Origin of the sequence: Saccharothrix tamanrassetensis (genome assembly GCF_014203665.1) — a bacterium.
GTDB lineage: Bacteria > Actinomycetota > Actinomycetes > Mycobacteriales > Pseudonocardiaceae > Actinosynnema > Actinosynnema tamanrassetense.
The window spans coordinates 296,139-318,321 of record NZ_JACHJN010000003.1; the positions used below are offsets into that span (position 1 = coordinate 296,139).

The window sequence follows — 22,183 nt, forward strand, 5'->3', positions numbered from 1 at the left end:
GGACCTGGACACCTATCCCGCCAGACCGAGACTCCGCCGCCTGCAAATCCCCCGACGCGGCACCCGCTGGCCCTTGGGCCAACCCGCCAGGCGAATCAAAGCCCGTTCCCACCAACAAAACCCGGAAACCACCCACCCCACCGACGCGCCGAATCCACCCAACGGAGGCACCCCATGACCCACCCCACCAACCTCGACCCCGCCGCGCCCGAACTCCCCGCCAGCCCCGGACTCGCCACCACCCTCGAACCTGCTGCCAGCCCCGGACTGGCCCCCACCCTCGAACCTGCTGCCAGCCCCGGACTGGCCCCCACCCTCGAACCCGCTGCCAGCCCCGGACTCGCCACCCCGCCCGACGACCAACACCCTCGAACCTCTAGCGCCCCACCGGCCACGCATTCCGCCCTTCCCCTCCCGCACGCCCCATACGCAAGCCTCGGCCTCCCGCCCGACCCGCACTCCGCTCTCCCCCTCCCGCCCTCGCTAGGTGCGGGACAGGACGACTGGCCGGACACCTCGCCCGAAACCTGCGACCGTCTTCGGCGGCCCAAGGCCCCCAACCCCACCGCCGCGCACACCGACGGTCCACACCTCCATCGCGGACGCATCACCGCCCCGGCCTCACCACCGGGCAGCCTTCCCGCCTCACCACCCAGCAGCACCCCGCGCACCGACCGCGAGGGCACGGCCATGGCAGGTAGCAGGCAATCCAAGGGCCACCTGGCTTCTGATCCGACCACCGCTCACGGCTCCAAGCCGCGTGACTGCGAAACGCAGCGGCGTGAGCCGCACAACTGTGGATCGCACCGGTACGACAGCACCCGGCGGTGCGAAGGTGCCCAGTACGAAAGCGCCAGGCAGTACGACAGCGCCAGGCAGTACGACGGTGCCCCGTGGTGCGACTGTGCTCGGCGATGCGACCGCGCCTCGCGATGCGGCAGCAGCTCGCGGAGCGGCGGTGCCTCGCGGTGCGGAAGTGTCCGGCGGTACGACGGTGTTCCGCGATGCGGCAGTGTCCGACAGTCGCGTGTCTGTGCTGCCGCCGACGTGAGCCTCGGGTGCGGCGCGGGATGTGGCCGGGGTGTTCGCTGCAAGGGCTGGCTGTGCGGCGTGGTCGCACATGCGTGGTGGTCGCGCGTGAAAGCGTGTTGCGGCTCGTGGCCTGGAACCTGTCGGGGCTCGGTGCGCAGCTGTTCCCGGAGGGACCGGTCGTGGTGGGCGGTGTGGAGCGGGCTGTACCCGTTGGCGGCGTGTCGTGAGTGATGACGAACTCCGGTTGGCTCGGGCCTACCTCTCCCGCGTCGCCGAGCCGCCCGCGCACGCGGTGGCCGCCCTGGTTGCCGCGGTGGGGCCGGTGCGGGCGGCCCGGTTGATCCGGGACGGGGACGTCTCCGCTGCCGTCGACAGCCAGACCTCCGCTCGCCGGGACGGGGACACCGCCGCCGAAGACCTGGCCGCCGTCGCCGTACTCGGCGGCAGGCTGGTGATTCCCGAGGACGGCGAATGGCCCGCGTGGCCGTTCAACGCACTGGCGGTGGCCGCTTCGCACGGACTGCGGTGCGGGTTGGAGCCGCTTGCGCTGTGGGTGCGCGGGGACGGGGAGTTGGCCAAGTTGACCGAGCGGGCGGTGGCGGTGGTCGGCAGTCGGGCGGCCAGTGCGTACGGGCAGCACGTCGCGGCCGAGTTCGGGTTCGGGCTGGCCGAGGCCGGGGTCACGGTGGTGTCCGGGGCTGCCTACGGCATCGACGGAGCCGCTCACCGTGGGGCGCTGACCGCCGGCGGGCCGACCATCGCGGTGTTGGCCTGCGGCGTTGACATCGCCTATCCGCGTGGGCACGAAGGGCTGCTCGAACGCATCCCGCACCACGGCCTGGTCGTCAGCGAGTACCCGCCCGGATGTCGGCCGGCCCGCCATCGCTTCCTCACCCGCAATCGGCTGATCGCCGCCCTGGGCGAAGGGACCGTGGTGGTCGAAGCGGGGAAGCGCAGCGGCGCGAAGAACACCGCCGCCTCCACCGCCGCGCTCGGGCGGGTGCTGATGGCGGTGCCGGGACCGGTCACGTCGGCCAGTTCCTCCGGCTGCCACGAACTGCTGAGGTCGGGGGAGGCGGTGGCCGTGAGCAGCGTGGCCGAGGTCATCGAGTCGACCGGTCGGCTCGGCGTGGACCTCGTGGAGGCCACGCGGGCCACCGAAGTCGGTCTTCCACAGGGGGAGGCGCTGCGGGTGTTCGAGGCGCTCCCGCTGGGCTCCGGGATCAGTGCCGAGGCCGTCGCGGTGGAATCCGGGGTCGAACTGCCCCGGGTCCGGGCGCTGTTGCCGGAACTGGAGTTGGTCCGACTCGCGGAGCGCGTCGACACCGGATGGAAGCGCTCTCATGAAGGGAGTTGGCGTGGCGATACTTGACCAAGGGCGCTCGGAGGCGCAGCGTCAGGGGCTATGTCCCCGCCGCCGCCCGCTCGGACTCGCCGTGTCGATCTTGTCGGCCTGCGTCGTGCGCTGCCCGCCGACGTCTCGGTGGCCTTGGACGGCTACCAGCGCCATCTCGCGATGGAGCGCTCGCTGTCGCCGCACACCGTCCGCGCCTACCTGGCTGACGTGGTGTCCTTGCTGGTCCACCTGGCTGCCGGCACGGCTGCCGACGCCACCGTGGAGGCGATCGACCTGGCCGGCTTACGGTCGTGGCTGGCCGCCCAGCACTCGGCGGGCGCGAGTCGGACGACGCTGGCCCGCCGCGCGGCCGCCGCCCGGACGTTCACCGCCTGGGCGTCGCGGGCCGGGTTGCTCGCCGACGACCCGGGGCTTCGTCTCGCCGCGCCCCGACCGCACCGCACGCTGCCCGCCGTGTTGCGGGCCGACCAGGCGCGAGCCGCGATGTCCGCTGCGGAAGTCTCCGCGGAACGCGGCGATCCGGTTGCGCTGCGTGACCAGGCCGTGGTGGAGTTGCTGTATGCGACAGGGGTGCGGGTCGCCGAGTTGTGCGGTCTCGACCTCGACGACATCGACTACTCCCAAAGGGTGATCCGGGTTCTGGGAAAGGGTAGGCGCGAACGCACCGTGCCGTTCGGCGTTCCGGCCGAACGGGCAGTACGGCGGTGGGTGGAACACGGGCGGTCGGCGCTGGTCAGCGACCGTTCACAGGGCGCGCTGTTCGTCGGTGCGCGCGGCGGCCGGCTCGACCCGCGTACCGCCAGGAGGGTTGTCCACGATGTAGTGGGTGCGGTACCTGAAACGGCCGACATCGGGCCGCACGGCCTGCGCCACACCGCGGCCACGCACCTGTTGGAAGGGGGAGCGGACCTGCGCACCGTCCAAGAGCTTCTTGGTCACGCTACGCTCGCAACGACTCAGCTCTACACACACGTCACCGTCGAACGGCTGAAGGCGATCCATGACCGAACCCACCCCCGCTCCTGACGTCGCAGGGGGAGGTTCGCGGACCGCAACCGTGACCTCTCCTGCCGCCGCGCACGTCGGGACCTCGTCGGAGGCGCAGAACTCGGCTGCGCACGCCCCGACCGGGACGAACGGTCACCACGTCGACGAGCCCACGGCCAGCGGACATGACGACGAGCCCCTGCAAAGCGCGCCCGCCGATCAGGACCTTTCGCACAGTGGTCGCATCGACGACGAATCCCGGCGCAGTGAGCACGCCGTCGATGAATCCCTGCACAACGGGCATCCCGTGACCGCGCCCGTGGGCAGGCCCGCGCACCCGGCCTCCGAGTCGCGGACCGCCGACGACGTGGAAGCCGGCATCATCGCGCTCTGGCACACCTACGGCCAGTCGCACGAGCAGTTCCTGCGCGACCGCCTGGTGCTGCACTACGCCCCGCTGGTCAAGTACGTCGCGGGCCGCGTCGGCACCGGTCTGCCCGCGCACGTGGACGTCGCCGACCTGATCCAGTCCGGCATCTTCGGCCTGGTCGACGCGATCGAGAAGTTCGAACCCGAACGCGGCCTGAAGTTCGAGACGTACGCGATGCAGCGCATCCGGGGAGCGATCCTGGACGACCTGCGCTCGCAGGACTGGGTTCCCAGGTCCGTCCGCAGCCGTGCCCGCGACGTCGAACGGGCCCTGGAACGCCTCGGCGCGAGCCTCCAGCGCACCCCGACCGACCGCGAACTCGCCGTCGAGCTGAAGATCGGCCTGGCGGAGCTGCGTGAGCTGTACGCGCAGCTGCAGCTCACCAGCGTGGTCGCCCTGGACGAACTGATCGCGGCGGGTCGCAGCGTCGGCGGCGCGGGAGCCTCCCTGGCCGAGTCGCTGCCCGACGAGGGCGCGGAAGACCCGATCGCCACCCTGGTCGACCAGGACAGCCGTCGACAGCTGGCGGACGCCATCGCGCAACTCGCCGAACGCGACCGGGTGGTGGTGACGCTGTACTACTTCGAAAACCTCACCCTGGCCGAGATCGGCAAGGTCCTGGGCGTGACTGAGTCCAGGGTCTGCCAACTCCACACCCGCGCGGTCCTGCGCCTGCGCACCAAGCTCAACGAGCAGCTCGAAGCCTGACCGGGCTCGCGGACGCCCTGGCGGCCGGCCTCGCCCCGGGTGCGGCAGGTCTGGGCGCGTCCGGCCGGGATGCGTGGGGTTTGGGCGCGGTGCGCCTGGGCGCGGTGGGGCGGGATGCGGTGGGGCGGGATGCAGTGGGCTCGGGCGCGGTGGGGCGGGATGTGGCGGGCCTTGGTGCGGTGGGGCTCAGGGGCAGCAGGCGGACCTGGCCTCTGGCCAGGAGCGTGAGCGGGTCGAAGTACTCGCGGCCGGGTTGTGGGATGCCATCGGGCTCAAGCGTGACGTTGGGCTGTGGAGGGCTGGATTGCGGCGCGTTCGGCTGCGGTGCGCCGGGTTGCGGCGCGCTGGATGGTGAGGTGCTGGGCGGTGAGGTGCTGAGCTGGGGTTGTGGGGGACTCGGTTGTGCTTTGAGGCGGAATGCGCCCCAGTGCAGGCAGGTGGTCCGACAGCCCTCGTGGCCCGGTTGGAGGGTGCCGATCGGGGTACCTCTGGCTACCCGTTGACCACGGGCGACCAGCGGTTTCAGTGGTTCGTAGGTGGTGCGTAGGCCGCCCTGGTGGGACAGGGAGACCAGTTGTCTGGTGCCTACCGGGCCGGCGAACACGACCGTGGCGTCGCCTGCCGCCAGCACGCGTGCGGCGGGCGGACTGCCCAGGTCCACGCCTCGGTGGCCCGGGCCGAACGGGGTCGACGGGGCGTGGAAGGTGCGCAGCACCGGGTGCGGCGGTGCCAATGGCCAGGCGTAGCGGAGTGGTCGGGCGGCTGCGGGGAACGCTGCGGGGAGCGGGGTGACCAGTGAGGCCAGCAGAGCGGCCGTGGTCAGGACCAACAGGGTGGGCCGGGGCCGGAGCCGGAGCGTGGTCGGGGGCGGTGGGGGTCCGGGCTTTTGGGGCATGAGTCCACGTTGCCTGGACTCGGTGGGGGCTACCAGGGGCTATCCGTGAACTGTGGACAGGCGGACGGGCTGTGGATAACTCGGGGGCGGTTCGTTGTGCGGGGCGTTCTCGGCGTACACTTCCTGCGCGGCCCGTGTAAGTGCGGGGCGACTTCGCGTGCCAATGCAGATTCGATCCTCCCGCGGTCGGGTCACGGCGTCCGGCGGTCCTGAGGTCAACTCCGGTTCGGACGGCGGCAAGGGCACTAGGGCGGCGGTCCACCCCGGCCCGCCGCGAACAACCGGAACGCGTGCCGGACGAGTGCCGGCGCGCCTGATCGAAGAGGTGCGAACCCGGCCATGGCCGTCGTCACCATGAAGCAGCTGCTCGACAGCGGCGTGCACTTCGGGCACCAGACCCGCCGCTGGAACCCGAAGATGAAGCGCTACATCTTCACCGAGCGCAACGGCATCTACATCATCGACCTCCAGCAGACGCTGACCTACATCGACCGGGCTTACGAGTTCGTCAAGGAAACGGTCGCGCACGGCGGGTCGATCCTGTTCATCGGCACCAAGAAGCAGGCTCAGGAGGCCATCGCCAACGAGGCCCTCCGGGTCGGCATGCCCTTCGTGAACCAGCGCTGGCTGGGCGGCATGCTCACCAACTTCTCCACGGTCCACAAGCGCCTCCAGCGGCTCAAGGAGCTGGAGTCGATGGAGCAGACCGGCGGTTTCCAGGGTTTCACCAAGAAGGAAATCCTGATGATGAACCGTGAGAAGGACAAGCTGGAGCGCACGCTCGGCGGTATCCGCGACATGTCCAAGGTGCCCAGCGCCGTGTGGATCGTGGACACCAAGAAGGAGCACATCGCGGTCGGCGAGGCGCGCAAGCTGAACATCCCGATCGTCGCGATCCTGGACACCAACTGCGACCCGGACGAGGTCGACTACCCGATCCCGGGCAACGACGACGCCATCCGGTCCGCCGCGCTGCTGACCAAGGTCGTCGCCGAGGCCGCGGCCGCCGGTCTGATGGCCCGTTCCGGCGCCCGCACCCAGGCCGCCGACGGCGCCGACAAGCCGGAGCCGGGCGCCGACGAGCCGCTGGCCGAGTGGGAGCAGGAGCTGCTCGTCGGCGCCGAGCCGACGGACAAGCCCGCCGCTGCCGCCGAGCCCGTTGCCGCCGAGCCCGTTGCCGCCGAGGCTGCCCCGGCTGCCGAGCCCGCCGCGGCTGCCGCGCCGGCCGAGGACACCGAGGCCGTCCAGTCCTGACCCGTCGCACGCCGTGCCCGCGACTCGTCCCGGGCACGGCGTGCGCACCGGCATCCGGCCACCGCAACACCCCCGCGCGTATCCCGCAGAAGGAACGGAAAACCGCACGATGGCGAACTACACCGCCGCTGACGTGAAGCGCCTGCGTGAGCTGACCGCCGCAGGCATGATGGACTGCAAGAAGGCGCTGGAAGAGGCTGACGGCGACTTCGACAAGGCGGTCGAGATCCTGCGCATCAAGGGTGCGAAGGACGTCGACAAGCGCGCCGCGCGGACCACCTCCAACGGTCTGGTCTCCGCCGAGGACGGCGTGATGATCGAGCTGCGCTGCGAGACCGACTTCGTCGCCAAGAACTCCGACTTCCAGGAGTTGGCCTCCCGGATCGTCGCGGTCGCCAAGGCCACCCGCCCGGCGGACGTCGAGGTGCTCAAGGCCACCGACCTCGACGGCCAGAGCGTCGACGCGGTCGTCCAGGAGTTCTCCGCCAAGATCGGCGAGAAGCTCGAGCTGGCGAAGGTCGCGATCTTCGACGGCACCGTGACCACCTACCTGCACCGCCGTGCCGCCGACCTGCCGCCCGCCGTGGGCGTCGTGGTCGAGTACACCGGTGACAACGAGGACGCCGCCCGCGGCGCCGCGATGCAGATCGCCGCGATGCGTCCCCGGTACCTCACCCGCGACGAGGTGCCGGCCGACGTGGTCGCCAACGAGCGTCGCATCGCCGAGGAGACCTCGCGCGAGGAGGGCAAGCCGGAGGCGGCGCTGCCCAAGATCGTCGAAGGTCGGGTGAACGGCTTCTTCAAGGACGTCGTGCTGCTGGAGCAGGCTTCCGTGACGGAGTCCAAGAAGACCGTCAAGGCCGTGCTGGACGAGGCCGGGGTCACCGTGACCCGCTTCGCCCGGTTCGAGGTCGGCGAGGCCTGATTCGCGTGAGGGCGGGGTTGCGCAAGGATGCAACCCCGCCCTTGCCGTGTCCAGAGGAGGACCTGTGAGCGCAGAGGTAGACGAGGAACCGGGCCACGGTTACCACCGGGTCATGCTCAAACTCGGCGGCGAGATGTTCGGCGGCGGTGGTGTGGGCGTCGACCCCGACGTCGTGCAGACCGTCTCCCGCCAGATCGCCGCGGTCGTCCGGACAGGCGTCCAGGTCGCCGTCGTCATCGGTGGCGGCAACTTCTTCCGGGGCGCCGAGCTCCAGCAGCGCGGCATGGACCGCAGCCGCGCCGACTACATGGGCATGCTCGGCACCGTCATGAACTGCCTGGCGTTGCAGGACTTCCTGGAGCGCGAGCACGGCATCGACACCCGCGTGCAGACCGCCATCACGATGGGCCAGGTCGCCGAGTCCTACATCCCCCGCCGCGCCATGCGCCACCTGGACAAGGGCCGCGTGGTGATCTTCGGCGGCGGCGCCGGCATGCCGTACTTCTCCACCGACACCACCGCCGCGCAGCGGGCGCTGGAGATCGGCTGCGAGATCGTGCTGATGGCCAAGGCCGTGGACGGCATCTACACCGCGGACCCGAAGATCGACCCGGACGCGCAGATGTTCGACCACATCACGCACCGCGAAGTGCTCGAACGCGGGTTGAGCGTGGCCGACGCGACCGCGTTCAGCCTGTGCATGGACAACAACATGCCGATCATGGTGTTCAACCTGCTCACCGAGGGGAACATCGCGCGCGCCGTGCGTGGTGAGAAGATCGGCACACTGGTGAGCACCCCCGGTGGTCGCCCGTCTTTCTAGACCTGCTGGGATTTGAGCCGAACTTCGCACACCAAGGGAGTCAGCCGTGATCGACGAGACCCTCCTCGATGCCGAGGAGAAGATGGAAAAAGCGGTAACCGTGGCGAAGGAAGACCTGGCCGCGGTGCGCACCGGCCGCGCCACACCCTCGATGTTCTCCCGCATCGTCGTCGAGTACTACGGTTCGCCGACCCCGTTGAACCAGCTGGCCAGCGTCGCCATCCCGGAGGCGCGGATGGCGGTCATCAAGCCCTACGACGCCAGCCAGCTGAACTCGGTCGAGAAGGCCATCCGCGACTCGGACCTGGGCGTGAACCCCAGCAACGACGGCGCGGTCATCCGCGTGGTGATCCCGCAGCTGTCCGAGGAGCGCCGCCGCGAGATGGTCAAGGTCGCCAAGGGCAAGGGCGAGGACGCCAAGGTCTCCATCCGCAACATCCGGCGCAAGGCCAAGGAAGAGCTGGACCGCCTGGTCAAGGACGGCGAGGTCGGCGAGGACGACGGCTCCCGCGCCGAGAAGGAACTGGAGAACGTGACGCACCGCTACGTCGCCCAGGTCGACGAGCTGGTCAAGCACAAGGAAGCCGAGCTCCTAGAGGTCTAGGTGGTCGGGTCGGTTCCGTCCGGCCGGGTGGTCGGTCGGGTGGCTCTTCTTGGCCGGTCGACGGCCGTGACGGGAACTCAGGTATCAGGCGGCCGTGACGGGAGCACAGGTGTCAGGCGGCGGTGAGCAGGGCGCGGCCGGCCGGGACGCGGCCGGTGGGAGCGCGGCCGGCCGGGGTGCGGTCGGCCAGGGCGCGTCGCGCGCGGGCCGGGACCTGCGGTCGGCCATCGTCGTCGGCGTGGGCCTGGGCGCGGTCATCCTGTTCGCCCTGTTCACGGTGCGGCAGACGTTCGTGGGCATCGTCGCGGTGGCGGTCGCGGTGTCGATGTACGAGCTCGCCGGCGCGGTGAAGCGCGGCGCGGGTATCCGGGTCGCCCTGGTGCCCGTGCTGCTGGGCGGCCAGGCGGTGGTGTGGCTGGCCTGGCCGTACGGGCGTGACGGCGTGCTCACGGCGTTCGCGGTCACCGTCCTGGTGTGCCTGCTGTGGCGGCTGAAGGACGGGGCGGACGGGTACCTGCGGGACGTCACGGCGTCGATCTTCACCGTGGTGTACGTGGCGGTGTTCGCCTCCTTCGCGGTCATGCTGGTGGTGGCCGAGGACGGCGTGTTCCGCGTGCTGTGCTTCCTGATCGGCGTGGTGCTGTCGGACACCGGCGGCTACGCGGCCGGGGTCTTCCTCGGCAAGCACCCGATGGCCCCCACCATCAGCCCGAAGAAGTCCTGGGAGGGCTTCGCGGGCTCGATGGTGGCGGGCATGGTCGGTGGCGCCCTCACGGTCGGGTTGATGCTGGGCGGGCAGTGGTGGCAGGGCGTGCTGTTCGGCGCGTCGCTGGTGGTCACCGCCACCACCGGGGACCTGGTCGAGTCGCTGATCAAGCGGGACCTCGGGATCAAGGACATGGGGACGCTGCTGCCGGGGCACGGTGGGCTGATGGACCGGATGGACTCGTTGCTGCCCTCGGCCGTGGTGTCCTCGCTGCTGCTGCAAGCGTTCGTACCTGCCTGACGCCGCCAGGCGCGGGCGAGGTCGCCGATGCGCCTCTACCCACGCCTGAGCAGTCGCGTGCCGCCGGACCAGTCGCGTGCCGAGGGAGCCGTGCCGAGGGAGTACCGGGGCCGGGTTCCCGGAGTTCAGTCGTCGAAGGGGTCGTCGACCGGCGCGCCGACCTCCTCCTCGGTCAGCGGCACGGAGCGGGACGGGTCGATGACCGAGAACACCGAGCCGATGTGGTCGGCCACCACCGTGACGCGGCCGAACGGTGTGTCGTAGGGCTCGACGGTGACGCGTCCGCCCAGTTCGAGCACCCTGGAAGCGACCGAGTCGGCACCGATCTCGGGCGCGGCGTTGAAGTACACCATCCAGTGCGCCGGGGTGTCCGGGCTGAACGCGCGGCCCATCCGCTGGCGTCCCAGCACCGTGTTCCCCTCGACGGCCCAGGTCGTGTAGTCGACCGCTTGGCCGTCGCCGATCTGGGTGATCTCGAAGCCGCACAGCTCCTCGAAGAACGCGTCCGCCACCGCGCCGTCCCGGGTGTTCAGCTCGGCCCACGCGTAGGCGCCGTGCCCGTCCGTGCCGAACACCCAGTCGGGCGGCACGTGCCGGAAGCCGACCACACCTCCGGTCGGGTCGGCGATCAGGGTGTTCACCTCGTCGGGCTCGCGCAGGACGTGCCCGCCGATGGAGTACGCCTTCTCCGCGGTGGCACGGGCGTGCGGCGTGTTCAGGTACAGCGTCCAGCCGAAGCCGCCGTCGGCGGGCAGCAGTTCGGCGACCGGCAGCCCGTCCACCACGGCGATGGTGCGGCCGTGCACGTCGGCGTAGGTCCAGCCGAACAGGCCGGAGTAGAAGTCGATCGCGGCTTGCTCGTCCACGATCGGTAACTCCACCCAGCAGGGCGCACCGTGGTGCATTTCGGCCAAGGCGGGGGAATTCGGGACAATCGACACCGTCTACCTCCTGCGTGCCGGGGGGAACGATCACGGTACGGCTCTAGAGTCGTCTCGTGAAGGGATTCGTCCGTGCCGCGTTGGCCGCCGTACGACCGGTCGACGTCCTGCCGAGCCCGAACATCTGGCACTGGCCCGAGGTCTACGAGGTCGAAAACCGTGCCCAGGACGTGGACGGGGCGATCTGGCGGGCGTTGCGCGAGGTGTGCGACTGGACCAGCGGGGACGTGGTCGACGTCGGCTGCGGTGACGGGTTTCACCTGCCGGTTTTCGCGCGGGATGCCGGCCGGGTGACCGGGGTGGAGCCGCATCCGCCGTTGGTGCACCGGGCGCGCGCCAGGGTCGCCGACCTGCCCAACGTGTCCGTGGTCGCCGGTCCCGCGCAGCGGCTGCCGCTGCCCGACAGCAGCGCGGACCTCGTGCACGCGCGCACGGCGTACTTCTTCGGTCCCGGCTGCGAACCTGGTCTGCGTGAAGCCGACCGGGTGCTGCGCCCCGGTGGCACGCTCGCGATCGTGGATCTCGACGGCCTGGCCGAGCCCTACGGGCCGTGGCTGTGTGCCGACGAGCCGCGCTACAACCCCGTGGACGTGGAGGAGTTCTTCACGGCACAGGGCTTCGGGTTGCGCCGGGTACGCGCGCTGTGGCGGTTCGAAACGCGCGAGGACCTGGAAGCGGTGCTGCGCATCGAGTTCTCCGCCAAGGTCGCCGAACGGGCCATCGCCCGGACGCCCGGTCTGTCGTTGGAGGTCGGCTACCGGGTGCACACCCGGCGCAAACCGTCCGGTCTGGTGCTGCGGTAGGTGCCGTACGCGCGAGTGTGCACATAGGATCGGGGCGTGGAGAACCGGAACGCGCGCAGGTTGGGTCGTCAGGTCGGCGTGGTCGGGCTGGGCTGCTGGCAGCTCGGTGCCGACTGGGGGCAGGTGGACGAGTCGGACGCGCTGGCCGTGCTGCACGCCGCCGCCGACACGGGCGTGAACTTCTTCGACACCGCCGACGTCTACGGCGACGGTCGCAGCGAGACGCTGGTCGGCCGGTTCCTGCGGGAACGTGCCGACTCCGGCATCACCGTGGCCACCAAGATGGGCCGCCGCGTCGAGCAGACCCCGGAGAACTACAACCGGGACAACTTCCTGGCCTGGAACGACCGGTCCCGCGCGAACCTCGGCGTGGACACGCTCGACCTGGTGCAGCTGCACTGCCCGCCGACGCCGGTGTACTCCACCGACGAGGTGTTCGACACCCTGGACGAGATGGTGCAGGCCGAGCGGATCGCCGCGTACGGCGTGTCCGTGGAGACCACCGAGGAGGCGCTGACCGCCATCGCCCGGCCCGGGGTGGCCAGCGTCCAGATCATCCTCAACGCGTTGCGGCTCAAGCCGTTGGAGCGGGTGCTGCCCGCGGCGGCGGACGCGGGCGTGGCGATCATCGCCCGCGTGCCGCTCGCCTCGGGACTGCTCTCCGGGAAGTACCGCCGGGACACCGCGTTCGCGGCCGACGACCACCGCAGCTTCAACCGCAACGGCGAGGCGTTCGACGTCGGCGAGACCTTCTCCGGCGTGCCCTACGAGGTGGGCCTGGAGGCCGTGGAACGGCTGCGCGGCCTGGTGCCCGACGGCGCGACCATGGCGCAGTTCGCGCTGCGCTGGATCATCGACCAGCCGGGCGTGACCGTGGTGATCCCGGGCGCCCGCAACGCCGAGCAGGCGCGTGCCAACTCGGCTGCCGCCAGCCTCGCACCGCTGACCTCGCACGACCAGGTGCGCGCGGTGTACGACGAGCTGGTTCGGCCGTTGGTGCACGACCGCTGGTGACTCACTCGTCGTCGGTGTCCTCTTCGACGTCCAGCTCGCCCAGGATGGCGTAGAGCTTCCGCCGGGCCTCGCTGAGGACCTCGACGGCACGGGACTGCTGCTCACGCGTGCCCGCGTGCGCCATCTGCTGCATCGCCGCGCCCAGGTGCCGTGCCGCCGTGCGCAGCTTCGCCGCGTTCACGTCGAGCTCGTCGTTGACCTGCTGCCACGGCGGCGCCCCCTCCAGCTTGGCGGCCTCCGCCCGGCCGTTCTCGGTGAGCGTGAACAGCTTCTTGCCGCCCGCTTCCTCGGTGGACGCGACGAGCCCTTCGTCGGCCAGCAGTTGCAGCGTCGGGTAGACCGAGCCGGGGCTCGGCCGCCAGAGGCCGTCGGTGCGCCGGCCGATCTCCTGGATCATCTCGTAGCCGTGCATGGGGCGTTCGGCCAGCAGGGCCAGCACCGCCGCGCGGACGTTGCCCTTGCGCTGCCTGCCGCCGCGCCCGCGACGGCCTCCCGGGAAGAAGCCCGGCGGCTCGGGCGGTACCGGCGGGCCCCCGAACGGCCCGAACCCGCCGCCGAAGCCGCGTCGCGGGTCGCCGGAGCCGTGCTCCCGGTGGTGCCGGTCGTGGTGTCGGTGTTCGTGGTGGAACCTCATATCGTTCGCTCCTTCTGCGATCGGTTGTGACGTGTCGACGATATATCGGAACGTATCGCGATGCAACGGTGAACCGGCTCGCGCAGTCGTGGGACACTGGAGGGCGCCATGACTGCACTTCCCCTCGTCTTCGACGCGCCCAAGCGCGGCCTGCCGCCGCGACACCTCGCCGACCTCACCGCCGAGCAGCGGAAAGAGGCCGTGGCGGCGCTGGGTGAGAAGCCGTTCCGCGCCGCCCAGCTGTCCAACCACTACTTCAGCCGGCTGACCGTCGACCCCGCCGAGATGACCGACATCCCGGCCGCGTCGCGGGACCGGCTGGTCGCCGACCTGATGCCGCCGCTGTGGACGGAGCTGCGCAGCGTGGAGGCCGATGCCGGGGCGACCCGGAAGACGCTGCTGCGGGCGCACGACGGGACGCTGGTCGAGAGCGTGCTGATGCGCTACCCGGACCGGGCGACGCTGTGCATCTCGTCGCAGGCCGGCTGCGGCATGGCGTGCCCGTTCTGCGCGACCGGCCAGGGCGGGCTGACCCGGAACCTGTCCACGGCGGAGATCGTGGACCAGGTGCGGCGCGGTGCCGCCGCCATGCGCGACGGTGAGCTGCCCGGTGGACCGGGACGGCTGTCGAACATCGTGTTCATGGGCATGGGCGAGCCGCTGGCGAACTACAAGCGCGTGATCGAGGCGGTGCACCGGATCTGCGACCCGGCTCCCGGCGGGCTGGGGATCTCGCAGCGGTCGGTCACGGTGTCGACGGTGGGCCTGGTGCCCGCGATCCGGAAGATGACCGAGGAGGACCTCCAGGTCCGGCTGGCGGTGTCGCTGCACACGCCGGACGACGAGCTGCGCGACACGCTGGTGCCGGTCAACACGCGGTGGAAGGTCGCCGAGGTGCTGGAGGCCGCGAGGGGCTACGCGGACCGGACCGGCCGGCGGGTCTCCATCGAGTACGCGTTGATCCGGGACATCAACGACCAGGGCTGGCGCGCGGACATGCTGGGCAAGGTCCTGCGCAGGCACCTGGGGCAGCTGGTGCACGTGAACGTGATCCCGCTGAACCCGACGCCGGGCAGCAAGTGGGACGCCTCGCCGAAGCCGGTGGAACGCGAGTTCGTGCGCCGGGTCGAGGCCCAGGGCGTCGCCTGCACGGTGCGCGACACCCGGGGCCAGGAGATCGCCGCCGCCTGCGGGCAGCTGGCCGCCGAGGGCTGAGCCGGGTCAGCCCACGGTCACGACGACGGCGGTGGCGTTGTCGTTGCCGCCGGCGGCGTCCGACGCCTCCACGAGGGTGCGGACCATGGCGTCCGGGGTGGGCTGCCGGCTCAGCGTCTCCAGGATCCGGTGGTACGGCACCTGTTCGGCCACGCCGTCGGTGCACAGCAGGTACACGTCGCCGGATCGGGGCGTGATCTTCACCAGGTCCGGTTCCGGCTGCCCGGGGTGGCCGATGTAGCGGGTCAGCTGGTAGCGGGCCGCCGCTGCCTCGCCCGAGTCGAACGGGTACCAGCCGTGCACCGCGCCCAGCCACGCCATGGTGTGGTCGACGGTGAGCAGTTCCAGCAGGCCCGCGCGCAGCCGGTACAGCCGGGAGTCGCCGATCTGCACCAGCCAGAAGCCGTCGGGCAGCTCGACCAGGGCCGTCAGCGTGCAGCCCGCCAGGCCGCCGATCTGCCGGCCGTAGTCGCCGACCCGGCGCTGCGCCTCGGCCACCGCGTCGACGGGCGAGCCGCCGGAACGCACGCCGGCGACCAGCAGGTCCACCGCCGTCCGCCCGGCCATGGTGCTGCCGGGGCCGTCGCCCATGCCGTCGGCCACCGCCGCCAGCAGCGGGCCGGTGCTCAGGTGTGCCACGTCGAAGTTCGCGGGGTAGCGGCGGCCGGGGGTGGTGCCGGCCGCCGCGGTCAGGGCTGTCACGCCACGAAGGTTAGGCGACCTCGGTCAGCTTCCCGGTCGCGACGTCGAACACGAACCCCCGGATCGAGTCCTTCACCGGCACGTACGGGCTGTTGCGGATCCGGCCGATCGACTGCCGCACGTCCTCGTCCAGGTCCTTGAACGACTCCGCCGCCCACGGCGGCTTCACGCCCACCTCGTCCTGGATCGAGCGCTTGAACTCGTCGTCGGTGAACGTCAGCATCCCGCAGTCGGTGTGGTGGATGAGGATGATCTCCTTGGTGCCCAGCAGGCGCTGGCTGATCGCCAGCGACCGGATCTCGTCTTCGGTGACCACGCCGCCCGCGTTGCGGATGACGTGCGCCTCGCCCTCGTTCAGGCCCAGCACCCGGTATACGTCCAGGCGCGCGTCCATGCACGCCACCACGGCGACGTGCTTCGACGGGGGCAGCGGCAGCGGGCCGGTGAACTGCTCGACGTAGGCGGCGTTGTTGGCCAGGAGTTCGTCCGTGACGGACATGGCGGATCTCCATCTCACAGTGAGCAAGTGAATGTGTGCGCTGCGCGACACTGAGCCAACTGTCGTATGCGCACGTGCGCAACAGCGTTCACAAGGTGGGAAGCGAAGGCGGATAACATCTGCCCGACAAGGGGGGACGGGGTGGAATCGAAGCTGGTCGCGGGCAGGTACCGGAAGCTCCGCGAGCTGGGCCGGGGCGGCATGGGGGTCGTCTGGCTCGCCGAGGACCAGGTCATCGGGCGGCGGGTCGCGCTCAAGGAGCTGCGCACGTCGTCGCGGACCGAGCTGGAGCGGGTGCTGCGGGAAGCCCGCACGGCCGGCCGGCTGAACAGCCCGGCGGTGGTCACCGTGCACGACGTGCTGTCCGAGCACGGCATCACCTACATCGTGATGGAGCTGGTCGAAGCGCCGACGCTGGCCGACCTGATGCGCACCGGGCCGATGCCCGCGCCGAGGGTGGAGGCGATCGGGCTGGAGGTGCTCAAGGCGCTGGAGACCGCGCACGCGGCGGGTGTCGTGCACCGGGACGTCAAGCCCGGCAACGTCATGGTGCTGCCCGACGGCGGCGTGAAGCTCGCCGACTTCGGCATCGCCCGCGCCATGGACGACCCGGGCCTCACCGCGACCGGCGGCGTCATGGGCTCGCCCGGCTACATGGCCCCCGAGCTGTTCCACGGCCGACCGCCGTCACCCGCCTCCGACCTGTGGGCGCTGGGCGCCACCATGTTCCACGCCGCCGAGGGCCGTTCGCCGTTCCAGCGCGAGACGACCGCCGCGACCATGCACGCGATCATGTACGAGGAGCCGGTCCTGGTGCGCACCACGGAACCGTTGGCCGGCGTCGTGATGGGGCTGCTCACCCAGTCCGCCGAGGCGCGCCTCACCGCCGCGCAGGTCCGGGCGCACCTCACCGACCGCACCAGGGCCGTTCCCCGCGAGCCCGACACGGTGGTCATCGAGGCCCCGACGTCGTTCGTCACCACCGCGCCGCCGTCGGACACCAGGCCGGGCCGGGGCGACGCGTGGGACGACGAGACGCCCAAGCCGAAGCGCCGGATCGCGGTGCCGGCGGGGGCTGCCGTGGCCGTCACGGCGCTCGCGCTCATGGCCGTGTTCGTGCTGTTCCCGGAGGCCGAGCCGGGTCGGGCCTCCGGCGCGCAGGACACCGGGCCGTCCGGTGCGGTCACCACGACGACGGGGACGTCCGCCGGGACGTCGTCTGCGGCGAGCAGCACTTCCGCTCCGAGCACCACCACGACGACCACGACCGCCGCCGTGACGACGTCACAGGGCGCGGCACCGCCCCCGGCCGTTGCGACGACCACCACCACGACCGCTGCCACGCCGGCCCGTGAGACGACGGTGTTCACCCGGTTCCGCAACGCGGAGGGCTGGCACTACAGCGGTTCGGCGCTGCTCGGTGTGCCGGCCGGGTACGCCGCCGAGGGGCCGCTGGGCAAGCTCGCCGTCAACCCCGAGCCCGGCACCCGGCCGCTGTACTCGTGCAAGATCGCCGGCAGTGCGGACCGGATGAGCTCGGTGTCCGCGAACTGCGAGAACCAGCAGGTCTACGGCGTGGTGGGGCACATCTTCACGGCCAGGCCGGCGGACGCCCCGGCGCAGCCGATCTACCGGTGCAACATGGGCGGGCACCACTTCGAGTCGCTCAGCCCGAGCTGCGAGGGCAAGACTGTGGAGTTCCAGCTGGGCTGGGTGCTCGGGAACTAGCGTCCCGGGCAGTACGTCCGGCGGTGTGGTGGGCCGGCGATGCGGCGCCGGCCGGCGGGGCGGTACCGCTAGCGGCGCCACGAGGTGCGGCTGCGCACCTGGTCCCAGATCAGCAGCAGCGCCAGGCCGGTGCCGAACGCGATCACCCAGATGTCCTCGGTCCGGCCGTGGTGGTTGCCGATCAGCAGGGAGAACGTGGCCAGCACGGACACCCAGCCGGCGATCTTCATGCCCTTGGGGAGACTGCCGTGCCAACCCCAGTCGGCAGACGGCTCGTCGTGGGTGTCGACCGCCGGACGCTTGTCCGGTTCCGAGGACGAAGACACAGCCGCACGACCTTCCTGCCCGATCACGTTCACCAACGCCGGCAATCGTCGCACATGGCGGGCGCGCGCGAGACGTGAGGTGCGCGGCACCGCCCCGGCGTCTACCCTCGGCCGCTGTTCGACCACGGGCGCCGCCCGGGGGCTGCCGTAGCCGCCCGCACGTGCCGGAAAGGCGACGAGTTGACCGAACAGCCCGGCTTCCACCCGGCCGAGGAGCCGACCCCGGACACCTTCGCACCCGTCGAAGTCGGTCTGCACGGGGTGACCAAGCGGTTCTCCGACCAGACCGCAGTGGACGACATCACGCTGCGGGTCCACGAAGGCGAGTTCTTCTCCGTGCTCGGGCCGTCCGGCTGCGGCAAGACGACGCTGCTGCGCATGGTCGCCGGGTTCGAGCACCCGGACGCGGGCCGGATCGAGCTGGACGGCGTGGACATGGTGGGCGTGCCGCCCTACCGGCGGGACGTGAACACGGTCTTCCAGTCCTACGCGCTGTTCCCGCACATGTCGGTGTGGGACAACGTGGCGTACGGCGTGAAGCGCAAGGGCGTCAAGGGTGACGCGCTCAAGAAGACCGTCGGCGAACACCTGGAGCTGGTGCGGCTGAGCCCGTTCGCCAAGCGCCGCCCGGCGCAGCTGTCCGGTGGCCAGCAGCAGCGGGTGGCGATCGCACGGGCGCTCGCCGCCGGGCCGCGGCTGCTGCTGCTGGACGAGCCGCTGGGCGCGCTGGACGCCGTGCTGCGCAAGGAACTCCGGATGGAGCTGATGCGCATCCAGCGCGAGGTCGGCACGACGTTCCTCTACGTGACGCACGACCAGGAGGAAGCCCTGGTCCTGTCGCACCGGATCGCCGTGATGAACGCCGGGAAGCTGGAGCAGGTCGGCTACCCGGAGGACGTGTACGAACGCCCGGCGACCCGGTTCGTGGCCGGGTTCATCGGCACCTCGAACATCCTGGACGCCAAGGTGTCCGGTGTGGACGGTCACCGGGTGGAACTGGACGCGCCGGGCGTGACGCGGCTGCGCGCACCGCTGCACGGCGAAGTGCGGCACGGGCAGCGCGTCGCGGCGACCGTGCGCCCGGAGAAGGTGCACCTGTACGACCAGGCGGGCGAGCCGCCGTCGGGCTGGTGCGTGTTGAACGGCACCGTCCGCGATGTCGTGTACACCGGGGTGTCGACGCAGTACGTGGTCCACATCCCCGGTGGCGGCGAGCTGGTCGCTTTCGTGCAGAACACGCGCCGGATCGACGACGCCGGCGCGCCGGGGCAGCCCGTGCGGCTGGCCTGGGATCCCGACTTCACCGTGCTGTTGGAGAGCGCCGATGACTGAACGAAACCTCCGGATCGCCCGCCTGTGGGACGTGGACAGCCGGCGGGTCACCCGGCGGACCGTGCTGCGCTCCACGGCGTTCTTCGCGCTGGCCGCGACGGGCGCGTGCGGGGTCGGCGAGGCGCCGAGCACGAGCAGTGCGCCCACCTCGAAGGTCAAGGCGTCCAACGCCAGGAGCGAGCCGAAGCTCAACTTCTACAACTGGACCGACTACATCGCGCCGGACACGCTGTCGGGCTTCAGGACGGCGAGCGGCATCGACGTCACCTACGACAACTTCAGCACCAACGACGAGATGGAAGCCAAGATCGCGTCCGGCGCGGCGGGCTACGACCTCGTGGTGCCCAGCGACAACTTCCTGCGCCGGTTCCTGCGGTCGGGTCTGCTGTCACCGCTGGACCACGACCTGCTGCCGAACCTGAAGAACCTGGACAAGCGGTTCACCGAGGCCGACTACGACCCGGGCAACGCGTACTCCGTGCCGTGGGCGTGGGGGACGACGGGCCTGGCGTACTCGAAGTCGCAGCTCGGGGACGTGACCGGCTTCTCCGCCTACGACCTGGCCGCCGCGCAGGGGCGCAGCACGATCCTGGACGAGGCGCGGGACGCGCTGGCGCTGGGGCTGTTGAAGGCCGGCCACGACCCGAACACCACCGACACCGGGCAGATCGGCGAAGCGGTGGCGGTGCTGCTGGAGTTGAAGAAGAAGATCGGGCAGATCACCTCCGACGTGATCGAGCCGCTGACCGGCGGGCAGGTCCCGCTGGCCCAGGCCTACTCCGGCGACGCGTTCCAGGCGCGGGAAGCCAACCCGGACATCGCCTACGCCATCCCGGGCGAAGGCGGTCTGTCCTACGTGGACCTGCTGTGCGTGCCGAAGGACGCACCGCACGCGGAGAACGCGCACAGGTTCATCGACTACATCCTCGGCGCCGAGGTGGGTGCGGCGTTGGCGAACGCGGTCCGGTACGGCAGCCCGAACGCCGCCGCCAAGCCGTTGATCGACAAGGAGTTGCTGGACGACCCGCTGGTGTACCCGTCGGCGGAGCGGTTGGCGAAGCTGCCGTTCACCAAGGACCTCGGCGGCGAGGTGGAGGCCCGCTACGCCGACGCGTGGACGAAGGTCAAGACCGGCTGACCGGGAAGCTCGTGAAGCTCCGGATCACGGTGGAGTAGCGGTATGCGGCACGGCCTGCCCGGCGCAGTCGGGGCAGGCGGGCCTGGGAGCGGAACGCCACGTCGCCCTGCATGCGCGCCCAGCGCGGAAGCGCGGGCGTTCGCGGTGTGACACTAGGGTGTGCGCTCGTGCTTCCGTCACGGCGCAGGTGGCTCGTCGCTACCGGCCTCCTCGCTCCTACCGGCCTCTGGCTGGGGATCTTCCTGATCGCGCCGCTGGCGCTGGTGGTGCAGTTCAGCTTCGCCACCCGGGACACCGGGGTGGCCCGGGCGGTGCTGCCGTGGACCACGCAGGCGTATCTGACCGCGTTGGATCCGGCGTTCCTGCCGATCTTCGGGCGGACGCTGGCGTACGCGGGTGCCACCACCGGGCTGTGCCTGCTGCTGGGTTTTCCGTTGGCGTGGTTCATCGCGCGGCACGGCGGGAAGTACCGGACGGTGTTGCTGGCGGCGGTGCTGGTGCCGTTCTGGTCCAGCTACCTGGCGCGGATCTACGCGTGGAAGGCGTTGCTGGACGGAGAGGGGCTGGTCAACCGGCTGCTCGGGCTGATCGGGTTGGACCGGGACGGCGGCTTCCTGTTGACGGACGGCGCCGTGGTGCTGGGCCTGACGTACGGGTTCCTGCCGTTCATGGTGTTGCCGCTGTACGTGGCCTGCGAGCGGTTCGACCACCGGCTGGTGGAGGCCTCGTACGACTTGGGGCACGGGCGGGTGTCCACCTTCGTGAAGGTCGTGCTGCCCGGGGTCCTGCCGGGTGTCCTGGCCGGGTCGTTGCTGGTGCTGGTGCCGGCGGCGGGCGACTTCGTGACGCCTCGGTTGTTGGGCGGAGTCGACCAGTCGACGTTCGGCAGTGTGATCGACGATCAGTTCCGGGGTGGCAACAACTGGCCGCTCGGGTCGGCGATGGCGGTGTTGCTGCTGGTGCTCGTCGTGGTGGTGCTGGTGTTGCGCGGGCGTCGCGGGGAGGACGTGCTGTGAATCGTCGCCCGTGGGTGTTGGGTGGAATCGCCGGCGGTGTATTCGTCTTCCTGTACGCGCCTATTGCGTGGTTGGCCGTCGTGTCGTTCAACGATTCACGGTCGCTGAGCCGGATCACCGGTTTTTCGATTCGGTGGTACGCGGAATTGTTCGACGATTCCAGAGTGCTGGAGTCCTTGGGGCTGACGTTGCGGCTCGCGGTGACCAGCGCGGTGGTTTCCACCGTGATCGGCACGTTGGCGGCGTTCGGGTTGCGGCGGGCGTTCCCGGGACGCGGGTTGTGGACGGTGCTGCTGAGTCTGCCGCTGGTGGTACCGGAGGTGGTGCTCGGCGTGGCGCTGCTGGGGTTCTGCGTGAAGCTGGCGGGGATCCCGCTGGGGTTCGGGGCGCTGCTGGCGGCGCACGTGGCGTTCTCGCTGAGCTTCGTGGTGGTCGTGGTGCGGGCGCGGGTCGCCGGGGTGGACCACCGGCTGGAGGAGGCCGCGGCGGATCTGGGGGCGGGACCGTGGGTGGCGTTCCGGACGGTCACCCTGCCGCTGGTCGCGCCCGCTGTGGCGGCGGGGGCGGCGTTCGCGTTCCTGCTGTCGTTCGACGACGTGGTGACGTCGAGCTACCTGACCGGGGTGGGTTCGACGACGTTGCCGGTGTTCGTCTACGCGCAGGCGGGCAAGCGAGGGGTGTCGCCGGAGATCGTCGCGCTGTCCACGCTGATGGTCGCGGTCAGTGCGGCGCTGCTGGTGGCGGGCGTGATGCTGGCGAGCAGGCGTGCCCGGGCGTCAACTTTCGTCGAGTCGATCCGCGACCAATGAACGCG

General features: G+C 70.9%; 22 protein-coding genes. 16 read left to right on the forward strand and 6 right to left on the reverse strand.

What is annotated here, in order from left to right; all coding sequences use genetic code 11:
* The first annotated feature begins 1,255 nt into the window (after positions 1-1,255).
* From dprA to FHS29_RS10510, 3 genes are read left to right on the forward strand one after another with little or no spacing between them, the layout of a single operon-like run.
* A complete protein-coding gene (dprA, locus tag FHS29_RS10500) occupies positions 1,256-2,404 on the forward strand; it encodes a DNA-processing protein DprA (protein ID WP_184690384.1) in 1,149 nt (382 codons plus the stop codon).
* Positions 2,405-2,437: 33 nt separating this feature from the next.
* Complete coding sequence (locus tag FHS29_RS10505; RefSeq protein WP_184690385.1) at positions 2,438-3,415, forward strand: tyrosine recombinase XerC; 978 nt, start codon at positions 2,438-2,440, stop codon at positions 3,413-3,415.
* On the forward strand, positions 3,390-4,514 hold the full coding sequence (locus FHS29_RS10510; RefSeq protein WP_221455739.1) for a FliA/WhiG family RNA polymerase sigma factor: 1,125 nt from the start codon (positions 3,390-3,392) through the stop codon (positions 4,512-4,514). The genes FHS29_RS10505 and FHS29_RS10510 overlap by 26 nt, the downstream gene beginning before the upstream one ends.
* Here FHS29_RS10510 and FHS29_RS38465 read toward each other — a convergent pair.
* The gene (locus FHS29_RS38465; protein WP_376774404.1) at positions 4,492-5,409 is read right to left on the reverse strand and encodes a peptidoglycan DD-metalloendopeptidase family protein; all 918 of its coding nucleotides are present in this window, start codon (positions 5,407-5,409) and stop codon (positions 4,492-4,494) included. The two genes, FHS29_RS10510 and FHS29_RS38465, sit on opposite strands and share 23 nt — an antisense overlap.
* A gap of 339 nt (positions 5,410-5,748) precedes the next feature.
* Here FHS29_RS38465 and rpsB point away from each other — a divergent pair, with 339 nt between their 5' ends.
* The 5 genes from rpsB (at position 5,749) to FHS29_RS10540 (ending at position 10,021) form a co-directional block, all read left to right on the forward strand.
* Entirely contained in the window at positions 5,749-6,663 is a 915-nt protein-coding gene (rpsB, locus tag FHS29_RS10520; RefSeq protein ID WP_184690386.1) for a 30S ribosomal protein S2, read from the forward strand.
* Between the two features lie 109 nt (positions 6,664-6,772).
* The gene (gene tsf, locus FHS29_RS10525) at positions 6,773-7,588 is read left to right on the forward strand and encodes a translation elongation factor Ts (RefSeq protein WP_184690387.1); all 816 of its coding nucleotides are present in this window, start codon (positions 6,773-6,775) and stop codon (positions 7,586-7,588) included.
* Positions 7,589-7,700: 112 nt separating this feature from the next.
* Positions 7,701-8,411: a UMP kinase gene (gene pyrH / locus FHS29_RS10530; protein ID WP_221455847.1), complete on the forward strand. Its 711-nt coding sequence runs from the start codon at positions 7,701-7,703 to the stop codon at positions 8,409-8,411.
* A gap of 46 nt (positions 8,412-8,457) precedes the next feature.
* Entirely contained in the window at positions 8,458-9,015 is a 558-nt protein-coding gene (gene frr / locus FHS29_RS10535; RefSeq protein WP_184690389.1) for a ribosome recycling factor, read from the forward strand.
* 94 nt (positions 9,016-9,109) lie between these two features.
* Positions 9,110-10,021 carry a phosphatidate cytidylyltransferase gene (locus tag FHS29_RS10540; protein WP_376774405.1) on the forward strand — a complete coding sequence of 304 codons (912 nt, stop codon included), beginning with the start codon at positions 9,110-9,112 and terminating at the stop codon, positions 10,019-10,021.
* A gap of 125 nt (positions 10,022-10,146) precedes the next feature.
* Here the strand turns inward: FHS29_RS10540 and FHS29_RS10545 are convergent, their stop codons facing one another.
* Positions 10,147-10,887: a VOC family protein gene (locus FHS29_RS10545; protein ID WP_312864855.1), complete on the reverse strand. Its 741-nt coding sequence runs from the start codon at positions 10,885-10,887 to the stop codon at positions 10,147-10,149.
* A gap of 131 nt (positions 10,888-11,018) precedes the next feature.
* Here FHS29_RS10545 and FHS29_RS10550 point away from each other — a divergent pair, with 131 nt between their 5' ends.
* Positions 11,019-11,765, forward strand: a complete 747-nt coding sequence (locus tag FHS29_RS10550) for a class I SAM-dependent methyltransferase (protein WP_184690391.1) — start codon at positions 11,019-11,021, stop codon at positions 11,763-11,765.
* Between the two features lie 36 nt (positions 11,766-11,801).
* The gene (locus FHS29_RS10555; RefSeq protein ID WP_184690392.1) at positions 11,802-12,779 is read left to right on the forward strand and encodes an aldo/keto reductase; all 978 of its coding nucleotides are present in this window, start codon (positions 11,802-11,804) and stop codon (positions 12,777-12,779) included.
* A 1-nt stretch (position 12,780) separates the two neighbouring features.
* On the opposite strand, the gene FHS29_RS10560 is transcribed toward FHS29_RS10555, so the two are convergent.
* Positions 12,781-13,413, reverse strand: a complete 633-nt coding sequence (locus tag FHS29_RS10560; RefSeq protein WP_184690393.1) for a PadR family transcriptional regulator — start codon at positions 13,411-13,413, stop codon at positions 12,781-12,783.
* Positions 13,414-13,521: 108 nt separating this feature from the next.
* On the opposite strand from FHS29_RS10560, the gene rlmN reads away from it, so the two are divergent.
* The gene (gene rlmN / locus FHS29_RS10565) at positions 13,522-14,628 is read left to right on the forward strand and encodes a dual-specificity RNA methyltransferase RlmN (protein ID WP_184690394.1); all 1,107 of its coding nucleotides are present in this window, start codon (positions 13,522-13,524) and stop codon (positions 14,626-14,628) included.
* Between the two features lie 6 nt (positions 14,629-14,634).
* Here rlmN and FHS29_RS10570 read toward each other — a convergent pair whose 3' ends face one another.
* Positions 14,635-15,330, reverse strand: a complete 696-nt coding sequence (locus tag FHS29_RS10570) for a PP2C family protein-serine/threonine phosphatase (protein WP_184690395.1) — start codon at positions 15,328-15,330, stop codon at positions 14,635-14,637.
* Between the two features lie 10 nt (positions 15,331-15,340).
* Positions 15,341-15,829 (reverse strand): beta-class carbonic anhydrase, encoded by a 489-nt coding sequence (locus tag FHS29_RS10575; RefSeq protein WP_184690396.1) that lies wholly within the window; start codon positions 15,827-15,829, stop codon positions 15,341-15,343.
* A gap of 141 nt (positions 15,830-15,970) precedes the next feature.
* Between FHS29_RS10575 and FHS29_RS10580 the strand changes: the two genes are divergently transcribed.
* Entirely contained in the window at positions 15,971-17,557 is a 1,587-nt protein-coding gene (locus FHS29_RS10580) for a serine/threonine-protein kinase (RefSeq protein WP_184690397.1), read from the forward strand.
* Positions 17,558-17,625: 68 nt separating this feature from the next.
* Here the strand turns inward: FHS29_RS10580 and FHS29_RS10585 are convergent, their stop codons facing one another.
* Positions 17,626-17,883, reverse strand: coding sequence for a DUF2631 domain-containing protein (locus FHS29_RS10585; protein ID WP_184690398.1), 258 nt, complete (start codon positions 17,881-17,883; stop codon positions 17,626-17,628).
* A gap of 180 nt (positions 17,884-18,063) precedes the next feature.
* Between FHS29_RS10585 and FHS29_RS10590 the strand changes: the two genes are divergently transcribed.
* The 4 genes from FHS29_RS10590 to FHS29_RS10605 all read left to right on the forward strand — a co-directional run bounded on the left by FHS29_RS10590 (position 18,064) and on the right by FHS29_RS10605 (position 22,178).
* Positions 18,064-19,215, forward strand: a complete 1,152-nt coding sequence (locus tag FHS29_RS10590; protein ID WP_184690399.1) for an ABC transporter ATP-binding protein — start codon at positions 18,064-18,066, stop codon at positions 19,213-19,215.
* A complete protein-coding gene (locus tag FHS29_RS10595; RefSeq protein WP_184690400.1) occupies positions 19,208-20,353 on the forward strand; it encodes a polyamine ABC transporter substrate-binding protein in 1,146 nt (381 codons plus the stop codon). Before FHS29_RS10590 ends, FHS29_RS10595 begins: the two co-directional genes overlap by 8 nt.
* 167 nt (positions 20,354-20,520) lie before the next feature.
* Positions 20,521-21,369: an ABC transporter permease gene (locus FHS29_RS10600; protein ID WP_184690401.1), complete on the forward strand. Its 849-nt coding sequence runs from the start codon at positions 20,521-20,523 to the stop codon at positions 21,367-21,369.
* 164 nt (positions 21,370-21,533) lie between these two features.
* Positions 21,534-22,178 (forward strand): ABC transporter permease, encoded by a 645-nt coding sequence (locus tag FHS29_RS10605; RefSeq protein ID WP_312864856.1) that lies wholly within the window; start codon positions 21,534-21,536, stop codon positions 22,176-22,178.
* The last annotated feature ends 5 nt before the right edge of the window (positions 22,179-22,183 follow it).

Bases quoted from the DNA above. Each gene is read 5' to 3' on its own strand.
- FHS29_RS10505 (WP_184690385.1), top strand. From the start codon at position 2,438: ATGTCCCCGCCGCCGCCCGCTCGGACTCGCCGTGTCGATCTTGTCGGC.
- FHS29_RS10510 (WP_221455739.1), top strand. From the start codon at position 3,390: ATGACCGAACCCACCCCCGCTCCTGACGTCGCAGGGGGAGGTTCGCGG.
- FHS29_RS38465 (WP_376774404.1), bottom strand. From the start codon at position 5,409: ATGCCCCAAAAGCCCGGACCCCCACCGCCCCCGACCACGCTCCGGCTC.
- rpsB (WP_184690386.1), top strand. From the start codon at position 5,749: ATGGCCGTCGTCACCATGAAGCAGCTGCTCGACAGCGGCGTGCACTTC.
- tsf (WP_184690387.1), top strand. From the start codon at position 6,773: ATGGCGAACTACACCGCCGCTGACGTGAAGCGCCTGCGTGAGCTGACC.
- pyrH (WP_221455847.1), top strand. From the start codon at position 7,701: ATGCTCAAACTCGGCGGCGAGATGTTCGGCGGCGGTGGTGTGGGCGTC.
- FHS29_RS10560 (WP_184690393.1), bottom strand. From the start codon at position 13,413: ATGAGGTTCCACCACGAACACCGACACCACGACCGGCACCACCGGGAG.
- rlmN (WP_184690394.1), top strand. From the start codon at position 13,522: ATGACTGCACTTCCCCTCGTCTTCGACGCGCCCAAGCGCGGCCTGCCG.
- FHS29_RS10575 (WP_184690396.1), bottom strand. From the start codon at position 15,829: ATGTCCGTCACGGACGAACTCCTGGCCAACAACGCCGCCTACGTCGAG.
- FHS29_RS10595 (WP_184690400.1), top strand. From the start codon at position 19,208: ATGACTGAACGAAACCTCCGGATCGCCCGCCTGTGGGACGTGGACAGC.